The 14,477-nt window shown below is 60.5% G+C and carries 10 protein-coding genes; 1 reads left to right on the plus strand and 9 read right to left on the minus strand.

Annotated elements, in window-relative coordinates:
- Positions 1–12: 12 nt before the first annotated feature.
- The 9 genes from IP85_RS02555 to IP85_RS02595 form a co-directional block, all read right to left on the minus strand.
- Positions 13–831 (minus strand): XdhC/CoxI family protein, encoded by an 819-nt coding sequence (locus IP85_RS02555; protein ID WP_054148097.1) that lies wholly within the window; start codon positions 829–831, stop codon positions 13–15.
- A gap of 2 nt (positions 832–833) precedes the next feature.
- Positions 834–2,021: a VWA domain-containing protein gene (locus IP85_RS02560; protein ID WP_054148098.1), complete on the minus strand. Its 1,188-nt coding sequence runs from the start codon at positions 2,019–2,021 to the stop codon at positions 834–836.
- A 1-nt stretch (position 2,022) separates the two neighbouring features.
- Positions 2,023–2,904, minus strand: coding sequence for a MoxR family ATPase (locus tag IP85_RS02565; RefSeq protein ID WP_054148099.1), 882 nt, complete (start codon positions 2,902–2,904; stop codon positions 2,023–2,025).
- Positions 2,905–2,918: 14 nt separating this feature from the next.
- Entirely contained in the window at positions 2,919–5,348 is a 2,430-nt protein-coding gene (locus IP85_RS02570; RefSeq protein ID WP_054148100.1) for an aerobic carbon-monoxide dehydrogenase large subunit, read from the minus strand.
- Positions 5,345–5,845, minus strand: a complete 501-nt coding sequence (locus IP85_RS02575; protein WP_054148101.1) for a (2Fe-2S)-binding protein — start codon at positions 5,843–5,845, stop codon at positions 5,345–5,347. Before IP85_RS02575 ends, IP85_RS02570 begins: the two co-directional genes overlap by 4 nt.
- Before the next feature lie 10 nt (positions 5,846–5,855).
- Entirely contained in the window at positions 5,856–6,722 is an 867-nt protein-coding gene (locus IP85_RS02580) for a xanthine dehydrogenase family protein subunit M (RefSeq protein ID WP_054148102.1), read from the minus strand.
- 176 nt (positions 6,723–6,898) lie between these two features.
- Positions 6,899–8,179, minus strand: coding sequence for an MHYT domain-containing protein (locus tag IP85_RS02585; RefSeq protein ID WP_054148103.1), 1,281 nt, complete (start codon positions 8,177–8,179; stop codon positions 6,899–6,901).
- A gap of 378 nt (positions 8,180–8,557) precedes the next feature.
- Positions 8,558–9,478, minus strand: coding sequence for a response regulator (locus IP85_RS02590; RefSeq protein ID WP_054148104.1), 921 nt, complete (start codon positions 9,476–9,478; stop codon positions 8,558–8,560).
- Positions 9,471–12,848 carry an ATP-binding protein gene (locus tag IP85_RS02595; RefSeq protein WP_054148141.1) on the minus strand — a complete coding sequence of 1,126 codons (3,378 nt, stop codon included), beginning with the start codon at positions 12,846–12,848 and terminating at the stop codon, positions 9,471–9,473. The genes IP85_RS02590 and IP85_RS02595 overlap by 8 nt, the downstream gene beginning before the upstream one ends.
- A gap of 328 nt (positions 12,849–13,176) precedes the next feature.
- Here IP85_RS02595 and urtA point away from each other — a divergent pair, with 328 nt between their 5' ends.
- Positions 13,177–14,439: an urea ABC transporter substrate-binding protein gene (gene urtA, locus IP85_RS02600; protein WP_054148105.1), complete on the plus strand. Its 1,263-nt coding sequence runs from the start codon at positions 13,177–13,179 to the stop codon at positions 14,437–14,439.
- The last annotated feature ends 38 nt before the right edge of the window (positions 14,440–14,477 follow it).

Raw genomic sequence — 14,477 nt, forward strand, 5'->3', positions numbered from 1 at the left:
ATTGTTCTCCCATTATGCGTTTCTTTGGCCGCGTCGCCTGATCTCGATCATTTCCGCGACGATCGAGAAGGCAATTTCGTCTGGTGTAATCGAGCCGAGGTCGAGACCCGCCGGCGAGTGAATGTCGTCCAACGCTCTGGCATCGATCCCGTCGCCTTCCAGGTCGCGTCTCAGCGCCGCAAATTTCTTGCGCGAACCGACGAAGCCGGTATAGCGGCTTTGGATTCCAAGAACCGCCTTCAGCGCTGCGCTATCACCGCGTCCTTGGGTCGCAATGACAATATATCCTTGCTGTGAGCCGTCGGTTGGGAGGTCGAAACCATCGACCATCCGGTCCGTGATGCCAAACGCTGCATGATCGGCCTTCGGTGCGCAGATTGTGACGAAGAACCCCATGCGCCGGGCGATATCGGCAAGGGCCACAGCCACCGGAGAGGCGCCAAGAATAGCAAGGTGCGGGCGCGGCAGGACGGGTTCGACGAACACATCCATCGTGCCCTGGCTCGGGCACATGTTGCGGGCGTAGAACACGCCGTCCTTCATGTCGCCGGGTTTGACCTGTTGCACCTCAAGCAGGTCTTTCGGCTGGATGCTGATCAGGCGAGGCTGACCGTCGCGGATGGCCTCAGCCGCAGCCTTCAGCACGGCACCACGGGCGCAACCGCCGCCGATCCAGCCGGCAGAAATGCTACCGTCTGCCAAGACCACAGCCTTGGCACCCGCCTTGGCAGCCGTAACCGAGACGGTGCGGACGACCGTTGCGATGGCAAAGGGCTCTCCACGCGCCTTGGTCTGACTGACCAGATCGAGAATATCGGAGGTGTCCTGCATGCTCAGATCCTCGCCAGATAGGGTTCGAGCGCCTTGAGGCTCTCCAGGTTGTGAGCCGGCGCAAAGAGATCGACGTAAGGAAGCGCCGCCTTCATACCGGCCGCCTCCGGGGCATAGTCCTGCCAGCCGATCATCGGGTTCAGCCATGCGATCCGCCGGCACCGCCGCCGGAGCGCCCGCATCTCGTCGCTCAGCCGTTCGGCCGGCCCCGTGTCGTAACCATCAGACACGATCATGACGCAGGTCCGCGAATGGATGCAGCGTTTCGCATGCCATCTGTTGAAGGTTGCAAGACTGTCGCCGATGCGGGTTCCGCCGCCGGTTCCCTGACCCATCAGCGCCATCCGCTCGACGGCACGCTGCGGATCGCGCTCCCGCAGCGCCGGCGCGATATGAACGAGGCGCGTGTGAAAAAGGAATGCCTCGGCCTCGCGAAATGCATCGAGCACGCCATGCATGAAGCGCAGGAACACCGCCGAGTAGAGGCTCATCGAGCCGGAACCGTCGAGAAGCACGACCAGCCGCAGCGGTTTTTCCCGCCGCTTCCGAAACACCAACTGTATCGGCGTGCCGCCATTCGCGATGCTCTTGTGGATCGTGCGCCTGAGATCAAGCCGCTGGCCTTGGCGCCGCGCCCGCATGCGCCGCGTGATGCGCGCACGCATCGAAACGGCGAGGCGTTCAGCCAGGCGATGCGCCTCGGCGAGATCGTCCGGATGCGTCAGGTGCCGGAAGTCGGTCTTGCCGATGAACTCGGCGCGGGACGCGCCCTCACGCCGGGTTTCGCCGGTCTCGAAAGCCTCTTCACCCTGACCACGCTGGACATGATCCGCGTGTTCTTGGGCCCCCTGACCGCGCGCTCCGGACGCGGCCGCCTGCACCCCGTCAGGGGCCTTTTGCGGTGCGCCCGACATCCGCGTGGCAGATTTCATGCCCCGTTTCAGCCAGAAGGCATCAAAAATCTCATCGAACATCGTCCAATCGGAATGTCGGCTGCAAAACAGCGATCTGAGCGCCGGGCGCAGCCGCGAAGGCCGGCTGGCACTGTCGCCGCTCATCACAGTGAGCGCGTCGCGATATTCCGCAAGACCGACAATGAAACCATTGTCGCGCAGCGTCGCAACGAAGCCGGAGAGCTTCGTCCGCATCAAGTCGCCCAGATCTGGCTCGGCCATCCGCAGCGCGCTCATCTCACGCCACCCTTCCGAGCAGTCGCTCGGTAACCTGGCGCGACATGCGGGCCTTGTCCTCCGCTGTCTTGATCAGACACATCAAGGTCTCATGCACCGCCTCGGGCTCGTCATGCAGATGCCGGATATCGAGGCCGGCAAGCGTTGCGGCCCAATCGAGCGTTTCGGCGACACCCGGTGTCTTGCGCAGGTCCTCCTTGCGGATGAGGCCGACCATCGAAGCGATCTGCAAGGCCAGCGCCGCATCAATGCCCGGCAGTCGCGACAGGATGATCCGCGCCTCGCGGTCGACATCAGGAAAATCGACGTAGTGGTAGAGGCACCGGCGCCTGAGCGCGTCGGACAACTCGCGGGTTCCGTTGCTGGTCAGGATAACCCGCGGAATGGTCGTCGCCGTAATCGTCCCGAGTTCCGGTATCGACACCTGGAAATCCGATAGAAGCTCCAGAAGAAAGGCCTCGAACTCCTCGTCTGCCCGATCAACCTCGTCGATCAGCAGAACCGGTGCCTTTGCCTGCCGGATGGCGGCCAGCAGAGGCCGCTCAAGCAGGTATTTTTCGGAGAAGATCGCCTCTTCGACCTCGTCGGCATTGAGGACTTCGCGCGCCTTGATCGCCAGCAACTGCCGCTGGTAATTCCATTCATAGAGGGCCGAACTCTGGTCCAACCCTTCATAGCATTGCAACCGGATCAGTTTTGTTTCATGCGCCAGCGCCAGGGCGCGTGCGACCTCCGTCTTGCCGACACCTGCCTCGCCTTCCAGAAGCAGCGGCCGTGACAGGCTGTCCATCAGCCATAGCGCGGTCGACAGGTCGCGATCGGGCACATACCCGACCGCGGCCATCTGCGCGGCAATCTTCTCCTGAGGAAGTGTCACTGCCATCGACTGATCCGTACTTACCCGTGCAACCCGAGACGTTCGCCGACCTTCCACAGCCGCCAGGCATCATGCGGCATCTGGATATGGCCGGCATCGAGGAAGGCATAGGCGTCGTTGACCGCATTGGAGAAGCACGGCACGCCGCCGACATGCGGGCTTTCACCGACGCCCTTGGCACCGATCGGATGATGCGGCGAGGGCGTGACGGTAAAGTCCGTCTCCCAATGCGGCGTCTCGACGGCGGTCGGCAGGAAGAAGTCCATGAAGGACGCCCCCATGACATTGCCCATCTCGTCGTAGCGGATCTCCTGGCCCATGGCACAGGCAAAGGCTTCCGTCAGCCCGCCATGCACCTGTCCCTCGATGATCATGGGATTGATGCGCGTGCCGCAATCGTCCAGCGCGTAGAAGCGTCGCGTCTTGGCCACACCCGTATCGACATCGATATCCATGACGCAGAAATAGGCGCCGAAGGGATAGGTCATGTTGGGCGGCTCGTAATAGTTGACCGCCTCCAGACCGGGCTCGAGGTTCGGCGGCGGGGCATTATAGGCCGACCAGGCGATCTCCTTCATCGTCTTGAACTTCTCTGGCAGGCCCTTGACGCGGAAGCGGTCGATATCCCACTCCAGATCGCCCTCATGCACTTCGAGCATATGGGCGGCGATCATCTGGGCCTTGGCCTTGATCTTGCGGGCAGCCACTGCGGTTGCAGCGCCGGCAACCGGGGTCGATCGTGAGCCGTAGGTGCCGAGACCGTAAGGAGCCGTATCGGTATTGCCTTCCTCGATCATGATGTCGTCGGCGGGAATGCCAAGTTCGGTGGCGATGATCTGGGCATAGGTCGTCTCGTGCCCTTGCCCCTGGCTCTTGGTGCCCATCCGGGCAATCACGGAGCCGGTTGGATGGATGCGGATCTCGGCAGAATCGAACATCGCGATGCCGAGAATGTCGCAGTTCTTGGCCGGTCCCGCGCCGACAATTTCGGTGAAAAACGAAATGCCGATGCCCATCAACTCGCGCGTTTCGCCGCGCTTGAAAGCCTCGCGTTTTTCCGCCTGTTCGGCACGCAGGGCCTTATAGTCGATTGCGTCCATCGCCTTCTTCATGGCGGTGTGATAGTCGCCGCTGTCATATTCCCAGCCGAGCGCCGAGTGATAGGGAAACTGCTCGGCCTTGATGAAATTCTTGATCCGCAACTCCGCGGCATCCATACCGAGCTTCTGGGCCAAGACTTCGATGGCGCGCTCGATGGCAAACACCGCCTCGGTTACCCGGAACGAACAGCGATAGGCGACGCCGCCGGACGCCTTGTTGGTATAGACACCATCGACGGCCAGATGTGCCACCGGGATGTCATAAGAGCCTGTGCAGATATTCATGAAGCCGGCCGGCCATTTGGACGGGTCGGCGCAGGCATCGAAGGCACCGTGATCGGCCAGCACATGCACCCGCATGCCGAGGATCTTGCCGTCCTTGGTGGCGGCCAGTTCCGTGGTCATGTGATAGTCGCGGGCAAAGGATGTGGTGGAGAGGTTCTCCATCCGGTCTTCCACCCATTTGACCGGCACGCCCAGCACGATCGAGCCGACGACAGAGCAGACATAGCCGGCATAGGCGCCGACCTTGTTGCCGAAGCCACCGCCGATATCCGGCGCGATCACGTGGATCTTGTGTTCCGGCAGGCCGGAGATCAGCGAGACGACCGTGCGGATGACATGCGGTGCCTGGAAGGTACCCCAGAGCGTCAGTTCGCCCTTGACCTTGTCGAACGAGGCGACCGACTGGCAGGTTTCGAGCGGCGACGGATGGGTGCGGTGGTCGACCAGCATTTCCTTGATCGTCACATCCGCCTTCGCAAAAACATCGTCTGTCGCTTGTCTATCGCCGATCTGCCATTCGAAGATGTGGTTGGGATGTTTGCGCGGTCCGTGGGCGCCAACCATCTTGTCCTTGATGTCTTCGCGCAGGATCGGCGCATCCGGCAGCATGGCCTTGAACGGATCGACGATGCAGGGCAGCGCTTCGTAGACGACATCAACGAGTTCGGTCGCATCAGAGGCGATGTAGCGATCCTCGGCAATGACGAAGGCGACTTCCTGGTTCTGGAACAGCACTTTCTCTTCAGCCAGAACCGCCTGGACGTCTCCGGCAAGCGTCGGCATGTAGTGCAGGCCAAGCGGCTTCAGATCGGCAGCTGTCAGCACCGCAATCACCCCCGGCAGCGCCTTGGCGCGCGACGTGTCGATGCTGACAATGCGCGCATGCGCATGCGGCGACCGGACGAAATCGCCGAACAACATGCCCGGCAGTTTCAGGTCGTCGACATAGGAGCCCTTGCCTTGCGTAAAGCGGATGTCCTCGACGCGCTTACGCTTGCACCCCATGCCCTGCAGCTTTTCGGTCCGCTCGGCGCGATCGGTGTCAATTTTGACTTGCTCGTTCATTCCGCGGCCTCCTGAAACGGTGTTCCATTGATCTTGGCCGCCGCATACTGGATGGCCTTGACGATGTTCACATAGCCGGTGCAGCGACAGAGATTGCCGGCGATGCCGTAGCGGATTTCCTCCTCGGTCGGATTGGCGTTTTCCTGAAGAAGGCGATGGGCGCGCAAGATCATGCCCGGCGTGCAGTATCCGCATTGCAGGCCATGCATCATGCGGAAGCCCTCCTGCAAAGCGCTGAGCGTTCCGTCCGGATTGGCCACACCTTCGATCGTGGTGATGCTGGCGCCGTTGGCCTGGACTGCGAAGGTCATGCAGCTCTTCACCGACATGTCGTCCATATCGACCGTGCAGGCGCCGCAATGGCCGGTGTCGCAGCCGATATGGGCGCCCGTCAGGTTCTGCTGCTCGCGCAGGAAGTGGATCAGCAGCGTGCGCGGCTCGACGAGAGCCTCGACAGCCTTGCCATTGATCGTGACTTTGATATGCGATTTTGTCATTGTTTCCCCCTCAACCCTTGGCGCGGGTCTGTGCCCGCTCGAGTGCCCGGCGCAGCATGATACCGGCCATCTTGGTGCGGTATTCGGCAGGCCCACGCATATCGGAGGCCGGATTGGTGATGGCCTCGGCCGCAGCGACTGCCGCATTGACGGTTGCCGCATCGAGCGTGCTGCCAACCAGAATGCCAGCGGCCTCGGACGCCCAGAGCGGCGTTTCGGACACATTCGTCAGGCCGATGGAGGCACTGGTGCAGGTGCCTCCCGCCATGGTGATCACCACTGCCGCCGCCGCCGTCGCATAGTCTCCAACCTTGCGCTTGAGCTTTTCATAGCCGTAGCCATGACCGGCAGGCGGCACCGGAATGCGGATCTCGGTCAGGATTTCGCCAGGTTTCAGAGCGGTCTCATAGGCACCGAGATAGAAATCCCGCGCCGGAACCTGGCGGCTGCCACCGGTGCCGGTCAGCTGGTAGCTGGCTCCAAGACACTGCATCAGAGCCGGCATGTCATTGCCGGGATCACCGTTGGCGCAATTGCCGCCGATCGTGCCCTTGTAGCGGATCTGTGGGTCGGCAATGACGAGGGCTGTCTCGCGAAGGATTGGAACGAGGTCTGCGAGCAAGGTGCTGGTGATGACCAAATGCTGTGTTGTCATCGCCCCGATGATCACATCAGTGCCGACCACTTCCAGGCGACGCAACCCCTCGATAGCGGTGAGATCAACGAGATGCTCAGGCGCTGCCAGCCGTGTCTTCATCAGCGGTATCAGGCTGTGACCGCCGGCCAGCGGCCGGGCATCCTCGCCGAGTTGCAACAACAATGCGACAGCGCTTTCGACTGTCGTTGGCCGATGGTAATCGAACGTGCCAGGTATCATCCGTCGCTCCTCCCAAAGCTTCGTCTCGCATCGTTAAAGGCCGAACCTCCTTGGCCTTTGTCGAGTCAGCACAGCAGGCGATGAATGTTGCCGCCAAACAATGGCAAGCGCACCAAAACGCCTCCATTTGCACGAAATGCAGCGAGTTGCGCACGAAATGCGGCAGGGGAATTGACCTAACGCAAGTCGGGGGTGATGCCGCTTCTCGATGCTTTGAAGGCGGCGAGCTCAGACCGAAAGCCTGTCAGCCTCGACCGACTGACAGGCACCGTACGCCTGATCGGCGTATCCAGTTCGACCACGCCCGAGTCACCGGTCTTCTTGATGCGGACAACGAATAAGAGGTTCACGATATAGCTGCGATGGACCCGGGAAAAAATCGTCTCGGGCAGGCGCGCTGCGATGTCGGAGATCGACAGTGGGCAGAAAAGGTCGTCACGACCGTTGAAGATATAGGTGTAATGCGCGTTGGAATGAACCGAAACGATGTCATCTGCTGCAATGTGAAAACGCTTGCCGTTCCTTTCGATCGGCAGCAGGAGATCGTCTGCGGACAGAATTGGGGCAGGCGACGCAGCGACTGCGGCCACCACCGGGCCGGGTTCGGTCGCGGTCTGCATGAGGTGCTGCTCGGCCGGATTTAGCGAGATCGTTGGGGTAATGTCCGATTGGGGGCCTTCCGGTGGGCGCGCGTCTGGCACAGCATGTGCCGCGTTCCAGGCGTTCTCGCCGCGCGTATCTTTCGGCTCTGTTGGGACCAGCGCCAGCATGAACACGGCCGAGATGCTACAGGCGACCACGCTCACAATGGCTGCCAGTATGTCGCCGGACATCAAGGATGTCGTGTTTGCCACCTCTGCAGCGGCCAGATGCAGTGTCGTTCCTGCCATCGCCATATAGTGCATACCCGATACTGCGCAGCCGAGCACCACGGCACAGAGAAACAGTGGCGGTCGCCTGTCGGCGGAAAAGGCGAGCCAGAGCGCAAGGCCGGACGCAGCGATGGCAATCGCTATACTGGCCAGAGCGTAGGCGGGATCGTGCGTGAGATGAAATACCGAATGCACGGCCGTCATGCCGACATAGTGCATTGTGGTGATGCCAATGCCCATGAGCAGTGCGGCGATCACTAGCAGGCGCTGCGATCGCAGGCTCGCAAGGTAGATCGCGACGCCCGTGACAAGACAGCAAATGAGGAATGAGAGAAGCGTGGGTACGACGGCATAGTCGATCGCGACGGCGGTGGTGATCGCCAGCATGCCGATGAAATGCATGCTCCAGATGCCGACTGAGAGCGTCATCGCCGAGCCTGCGATCAGGAGGCGGCGTCGGTTGGCAAAGGCGGCTGGTATGAGAAGCGCGAGACTGATGCCGACGTATCCCGCCTGGATTGCCACCACCACTGAAAGAGCGACGAGGACCGGGCTATAGCTGAACGATGTGGTGAGTTCCGTCATAGCTGTCTTTGCAACCTTCGGACATTCCTATGCAGCGCTCATGCGATGGCACGAGCGATCGATACTGCGGCTTTCACTTATCTGCGTTCGGCTCGCCTCCCAGCCGCCTGGCCTCACACTATCCACACGCCGGACAACTTGTCGAGCCAGATGGCAGTGGTTGACTGAAACGCGGGTCACCTTTTGAACATCAGGATCATGAGGTCTGCGCAACACTGACCCCAGGTTCTCGCGGCAACGTCACGGCTTCAAGCTTGGACTCACGGGGTGAGTATTCATCTTTGCATTCATGCTCTCCGGGTTCAGCAGCAACGCTTTAGCCCGATGTCCATGAAACCGGCAGCGGGCCAGTTTGATGGCACTCATGTCGCTCTTTCATCATTCCCGCCACAGCACTCGCACGGCCAGAGTGGCGGCGGAGGTCCGCTTCTCAACGGCGAGTTTGTTGAAGATCTGCTCCATGTGCTTGTTTACGGTGCGCGGTGACATGTCCAGGATATCTGCAATTTCCTTGTTTGACTTTCCGTGGGCCACCCATAGGAGAACCTCCGCCTCACGCAGTGTCACGCCGAAGGCCCTTGCAAGCTGTTCCTCGTCGGCGCCGCGACGACGGTCGACAAGCCGCAGCAAAATCTCGTCGTCCCCGCTGTCCGAAAGGCGCCGAAACTCAATGTCGTGGCCAAGCCGCGCGTAATGAAAGACGTTCGGATTGCCGCCAACATCATTGCAAGCGCCGTCCGCCAGCCAGGAGAGGATCTCGAGCGGCAGATAGCTGTTGGTGTCTGCCCTTATGCCAACCTTGGCCAAGAGATCCGATGCCTGGGGTGTCGACCAGGCGATCAGCCCGTTCGTGTCGCAAGCGACAATCCAGCGACCCGTAGAATCGAGAGCATGACGGGCCGACCGCGCGCGCTTAGAATTGCTCAGATGGACACGCATGCGGGCAAAGAGCTGATCGAGCCGGATCGGCTTGACGACAAAGTCGACGCCGCCTGATGCAAGCGCCTTCACGACATGCTCATTCTCGTTATACCCGGTCATGAAGATTACCGGCAGGTCTTCGAAGCCGCGGGCCGCCTTCAGAATCCTGCAGGTCTCGAAACCGTCCAGTCCAGGCATCATCGCGTCCATCAAGACGATGTCAGGCACTTTGAAATTGGCCATGGAAATGGCTGATCTTCCGCTGCTTGAGGTGTGCACCTCAAGGCCCTCAAGGCTGAGGGCGTCCGAGAGCATGGCGAGCGCCTCGCTGGAATCGTCTACAATCAGAACACGGTTGCCATCGAATGCGTCAGGCATGGCTCTTGGTATCCTCAATAATCGCCAGGAACTCGCGGAGGCGATAGTTCGTGGCCAGTTGGCGCATATGCCTGCAGAAGCGCTCTGTTCCAGGGGTGGAGATTTCCAGATCGTTGAGCATCGCTTCTATCGAACGGACGAAGCCTGTCTCGCCCAGCGTTTTGAGCTGCTGTAGCTTGCGCGGCTCGGGCAGTTCCTCCAGCGTGAAAGAAGGTCGTTGGGAAGCCTCGACGTGAACGCCGTCATCGAGAATCCATGTCAGCGGAATGAGGGTCGCCAGACGTTCGAACAGTCCTTCGAAATTGAAGGGCTTGATCAGGTAGGAATCAAAGAGCGGGACATATTCGGGCTTGGTGCGTTCGTTTCCGGCATCGGCCGACAGGATCAGTATGGGAAGATCCCGGCCGTAACGTTGGCGGATGCGCTTGGCCACGTCCCACCCGGACATGCTGGGCATCGCAAGATCGAGAATGACAATATCCGGGCGATGGAGAGCGAGCGTGGAGAGGCAGGCCGGACCATCATTCACCGTTACCACCGAGAAACCGAGCGGGGTCAGAACCTCCTCCATCAGCGCCCGCTGGGTCGTATCGTCATCGGCTATCAGGATCATCCGGCGGCGTCCCTCATAGCCGGCGACGGCCAGAGCCGGCGCCACCATGTCCTCAGGCCTTTGCGCCTCGGAGAGCATCAGCCGGATGGTGAACTGTGTGCCCTTACCCGGGCGGCTTGCGAGCTTCAGGTCTCCGCCCATGATCTCGACCAACAGTCTCGTGATCGTGAGCCCAAGCCCCGTTCCTGGGGGCTGGGCCTGGCCGTGTGGTTGCTCCGCGCGTTCGAACGGCAGGAAGATCCGCTCCAGATCCTGCCGCTTGATGCCGACGCCGGTATCCTCGATTTCAAAGGTGGCCACTTGGCCGCGATAGGATAGCGTGAAGCAGACCTGCCCGCGATGGGTGAACTTGATGGCGTTTGAGAGCATGTTGATCAGCACCTGTCGCAGGCGCTTCTCGTCGGCGAACACATAATCCGGGATGGGGGAGGTGGCGCGGAACTCGAAGCCAATACCCTTGGCCTGGGCTTGCAGGCTGAACATATCGACAATCTGGTCGAGGAACGGACCGAGCGCGATTTTGTGGCGGTAGATCTCGAATTTGCCGGCCTCGATCTTGGAGATATCAAGCAACCCCTCGATCATGTCGGCGAGATGCTCTCCGCTGCGCTTGATGGTCCGGGCGGCATTGTGGACGATGTTCGGCATGCCCTGCTGACGCTCAAGCACCTGGGCATAACCTAGGATCGCGGTCAGCGGCGTGCGCAGTTCGTGGCTGAGGCCAACAACATATTTGCTCTTGGCAAGATTGGCCGATTCCGCCGCCTCCTTCGCCTTCTGCAGCAGCCGGTCGGTTTCTTCATGCGCCCGGATTTCGTCCATGAGCAAGCGGGTGTGGCGACTGGCCTCTTCCTCTGCGAAGTCACGGCTCTCCTGTGCCAGAACGAAAAGCCAGGTGACGATGCCGGCCAGGATGAAGAGGATAATGTAGAGCTTCCAGAGCTCGAAGCCGATCAGTTCCGCAGCATCCGGATATTCGATCGTGCTCTGGAAGTGGATGAGCCAGAAGACGCTGCCCATAAAGGCGTTCACGACTGAGAAAAGCGCCAGATAGCGCATCACGCTGCCGTTCACCGCCTCGGCCACTCCGGCCGGCAGCCAGGACTGGGCAAGTGACTTCGCCTGCTGGCTGAACCGCGCATCGGACTTGCAAATGTCGTGGCATCGTGCGTCCAGTGAGCAGCAAAGTGAGCAGATCGGTCCCGAATAGGCTGGGCAATGCGCCATGTCCTCCCGGTCGAACTTCAGTTCGCAGATCGAACATCCGGTATGCCCCTGGGCGTCGGCCTCAACGCAGCTCGTTCTGGCGATGTAATAGCGCCCGCCCGTCGCCTTCGCAATCAAGGGTACGAGCAGGAACGGCAAAGCGAGTGCGACGTAGACATAAATCTTCGTGGCGAGCTCACCCATCAGCCCGCCATAGGCGGCGAAGGCCGCGAGCACGGCGATCGTCATCGAGCCGAAGCCAACCGGATTGATATCGTAGAGATGGGCCCGCTTGAATTCGATGATCGGTGGCGACAGGCCGAGAGGCTTTGCGATCATCAGGTCGGCGGCGATCGAGGCGGTCCAGGCGATCGCAACAATAGAATAGAGGCCGAGCACGGTCTCCAGCGCCTTGTAGATGCCGAATTCCATCAGCAACAGGCCGATCATCACGTTGAACACGAGCCAGACCACACGGCCCGGATGGCTGTGGGTCAGGCGCGAGAAGAAGTTCGACCAGGCGATGGAGCCTGCATAGGTGTTCGTGACATTGATCTTGACCTGGCAGATCACAACAAAGATGCCGGTGACGCCGAGCGCAAATTCGGGTGAGCCCAGCATTTGGCTGAACACGGTCAGATACATCTGCGTCGGGTCGGATGCATCCTCGAATGCAACCCCATTGCGGAAGGCGTAAAAGGCGAGGAAGGAGCCGGCCAGAATCTTCAGCCCGCCGATCACGATCCAGCCGGGACCTGCACTGAGCAGAGCGACCCACCACTGGATCCGGTTCTTTTCGGTTTTACGCGGCAGGAAGCGGAGATAGTCCACCTGCTCGCCGATCTGTGCGGCCAGCGAGAAGACCACGGCCGAGCAGAGACCAAAAAGCGCAACATCGAAGCTGTGGTCCATCGGGCCGAGGAGCCCGGTATAGCCGGTCCAGTCCCGCACCGGCTGCAGCCCCTGAGATGCTATGAAGACAAAGGGAGCAAGCTGCAGCACCACCCAGAAGGGCTGCGACCAGGCTTGAAACCGGCTGATGAACGTCACGCCGTGGGTGACCAGCGGAATGATCGCGACTGCACTGACGATATAGCCGATCGAGAGCGGCAGTCCTGTAATCAACTCCAGCGCCTTGGCGATGATGGCGGCCTCAATGGCGAAGAAGAGGAAGGTGAAGCAGGCATAGATCAGCGAGGTGACCGTGGAGCCGAGATAGCCGAAACCGGCACCGCGGGTGAGTAGATCGATATCCACCCCGTAACGGGCGGCGCTGTAGGCGATCGGGATGCCAATCACCAGCATGACCGAGCATGCGACCAGAATCGCAAGCGTTGCATTGGTGAAGCCGTAGCTCAGGGTTATAGCTCCGCCGATCGCCTCCAGCGCCAGGAATGAAATGGCGCCCAGTGCCGTATTGGCGATCCGCCCCGGCGAGAAGCGACGCACCTCGTGTGCGGTGAAGCGGAGGGCATAATCCTCCAAGGTCTGGTTGGCGACCCACTTGTTGTAGGTCCGCCGAATTCTGGGAATCCGCTCGGCCTGGTTCAATTCATCCCCCTGCGACCGGCGATGGCCGATCACGCTGTACGCCCTCTCGCGAAGCAATTCTCGTACCAGTCAAAGAACGAGCGTTTTCATATCCCTACAAAAGACGGATGCGGGTCAAATGGACGGGTGACGCAGGCCCTTGGTTTCTCTTTGTTTCTCGGTCGGATTGCCTCAACTGGATACGACCTTAAGGGACAAAGACCCGGGTGGGTATACGTCAAACGCTCCATTGTTGCGTTGCACCAATTGCGACGAGGTTACCTCCAGTTGGCCGGTTCCCTCGCTGCTGGCCCTGCTGCAACCCTCCACAACGATGAAGAGGCACGCCATGTCTGACGACCCCAAAATCCCACCGCTGAGCATCAGTCGCCGAGCCCTGCTTGCAGGCGTGGCGTCGTTCCCGCTGTTGACGGCGCTGAGCACGCCGATCTTCGCGCAGGACACATCCACTGCAGTCGTCAATGCCACTGGCCTGGCTGTGACCGACGACACCGTGAAAGTGGGCATCCTGCATTCTGTTACCGGCACCATGGCGATTTCCGAGACCGGCTCGGTTCAAGCTGAAAAGCTCGCCATCGAACAGATCAATGCCAGTGGCGGCATTCTTGGTCGCAAGATCGAGGTGATCCAGGAAGACGGTGCCTCCGACTGGCCGACCTTCGCCGAAAAGGCGAAGAAGCTGCTCGTTGAGGACAAGGTCGCGGCCGTCTTCGGTTGCTGGACCTCGGCTTCGCGCAAGGCTGTTCTGCCCGTATTCGAGCAGTATAACGGCATGCTTTACTATCCGACATTCTACGAAGGGCTCGAGCAGTCGCCCAACGTCATTTACACCGGTCAGGAAGCAACCCAGCAGATTCTCGCTGGCATTGACTGGGTGGTAAAGGAGAAGGGCGCAAAGAGCTTCTATCTGCTCGGCTCTGACTATATCTGGCCGCGCACGTCCAACAAGATCGCCCGCAAGCACATCGAGAAACTCGGCCTCGAAGTTGTCGGCGAGGAATACTACCCGCTCGGGCATACCCAGTTCAATTCGGTGATCAACAAGATCAAGCTGAAGAAGCCCGATGTCATCTATGCGATCGTCGTCGGCGGTTCGAATGTCGCCTTCTACAAGCAGCTGAAGGCTGCCGGCATTGATATGACCAAGGAGAAGCCGCTGCTTCTCACGATCTCGGTCACCGAGGACGAGATCCTCGGCATTGGCGGCGAGAACATGGTGGGCGCCTATGCCGCCATGAAATACTTCCAGAGCCTGCCGAACGACAACAACACGTCCTTTGTCGCCGAGTTCAAGAAGATGTGGGGCGACGACATCGTCATCGGCGACGTCACCCAGGCCGCCTATCTCGGCCCTTGGCTGTGGAAGGCGGCGGTGGAGAAGGCTGGTTCCTTCGACATCGACAAGGTGCGCGCCGCTTCGCCTGGCATCGAACTGACGACGGCACCGGAAGGCTATGTGAAGGTCCACGAGAACCACCACCTTTGGTCCAAGACCCGCATCGGGCACGCCCGTGCCGACGGCCAGTACGACGTCGTCTACGAGACGACGGACCTGATGGAGCCGGACCCGTTCCCGGAAGGCTATCAATAAGCATTGTTCCCCGCCTGGAGGGCCGGCACAGGCCGGCC

Source organism: Rhizobium sp. AAP116, from assembly GCF_001295785.1.
Classification (GTDB): domain Bacteria; phylum Pseudomonadota; class Alphaproteobacteria; order Rhizobiales; family Rhizobiaceae; genus Allorhizobium.

Excerpts from the sequence above, each read along its gene's own strand:
- IP85_RS02565 (WP_054148099.1), bottom strand. The coding sequence starts at position 2,904 with ATGGCAGTGACACTTCCTCAGGAGAAGATTGCCGCGCAGATGGCCGCG.
- IP85_RS02560 (WP_054148098.1), bottom strand. The coding sequence starts at position 2,021 with ATGAGCGCGCTGCGGATGGCCGAGCCAGATCTGGGCGACTTGATGCGG.
- IP85_RS02580 (WP_054148102.1), bottom strand. The coding sequence starts at position 6,722 with ATGATACCTGGCACGTTCGATTACCATCGGCCAACGACAGTCGAAAGC.
- IP85_RS02585 (WP_054148103.1), bottom strand. The coding sequence starts at position 8,179 with ATGACGGAACTCACCACATCGTTCAGCTATAGCCCGGTCCTCGTCGCT.
- urtA (WP_054148105.1), top strand. The coding sequence starts at position 13,177 with ATGTCTGACGACCCCAAAATCCCACCGCTGAGCATCAGTCGCCGAGCC.
- IP85_RS02555 (WP_054148097.1), bottom strand. The coding sequence starts at position 831 with ATGCAGGACACCTCCGATATTCTCGATCTGGTCAGTCAGACCAAGGCG.
- IP85_RS02590 (WP_054148104.1), bottom strand. The coding sequence starts at position 9,478 with ATGCCTGACGCATTCGATGGCAACCGTGTTCTGATTGTAGACGATTCC.
- IP85_RS02575 (WP_054148101.1), bottom strand. The coding sequence starts at position 5,845 with ATGACAAAATCGCATATCAAAGTCACGATCAATGGCAAGGCTGTCGAG.
- IP85_RS02570 (WP_054148100.1), bottom strand. The coding sequence starts at position 5,348 with ATGAACGAGCAAGTCAAAATTGACACCGATCGCGCCGAGCGGACCGAA.